Origin of the sequence: Serratia sp. ASV30, from assembly GCF_016428815.1 — a bacterium.
GTDB lineage: Bacteria > Pseudomonadota > Gammaproteobacteria > Enterobacterales > Enterobacteriaceae > Chania > Chania fonticola_C.
In genome coordinates this window covers 1-322 of the sequence record NZ_JAELTL010000233.1, presented here as the reverse complement: position 1 = coordinate 322, position 322 = coordinate 1, and the positions used below count along the sequence as shown (strand labels likewise).

General features: G+C 73.3%; 1 protein-coding gene. It reads left to right on the top strand.

Translation table 11 applies throughout. From position 1 onward, the window contains the following. Window positions 1–228: hypothetical protein (locus JHD74_RS26210; protein ID WP_199063932.1), on the top strand; the 228-nt coding region annotated here is incomplete at its 5' end. Window positions 229–322 lie beyond the last annotated feature (94 nt).

Sequence of the window (322 nt, the reverse complement as noted above, 5' to 3'; positions counted from 1 at the left end):
CCCCCCCCCCCCCCCCCCCCCCCCCCCCCCCCCCCCCCCCCCCCCCCCCCCCCCCCCCCCCCCCCCCCCCCCCCCCCCCCCCCCCCCCCCCCCCCCCCCCCCCCCCCCCCCCCCCCCCTCTTTAATGCTCCGGCGACCACCGAGATCTACACCCAGTTGGCATCGTCGGCAGCGTCAGATGTGTATAAGAGACAGGATCTACGCTCATTGCTCTGGTCAGCGGCCTGATGTTGGGGATGGGGCTTTCTGGTCTTGCCCTTGCAGCCGATCCGCAGCCTGCGCCGTCACATGCCAGCGATGGTGTCGAGATGCCAGGTTTTCC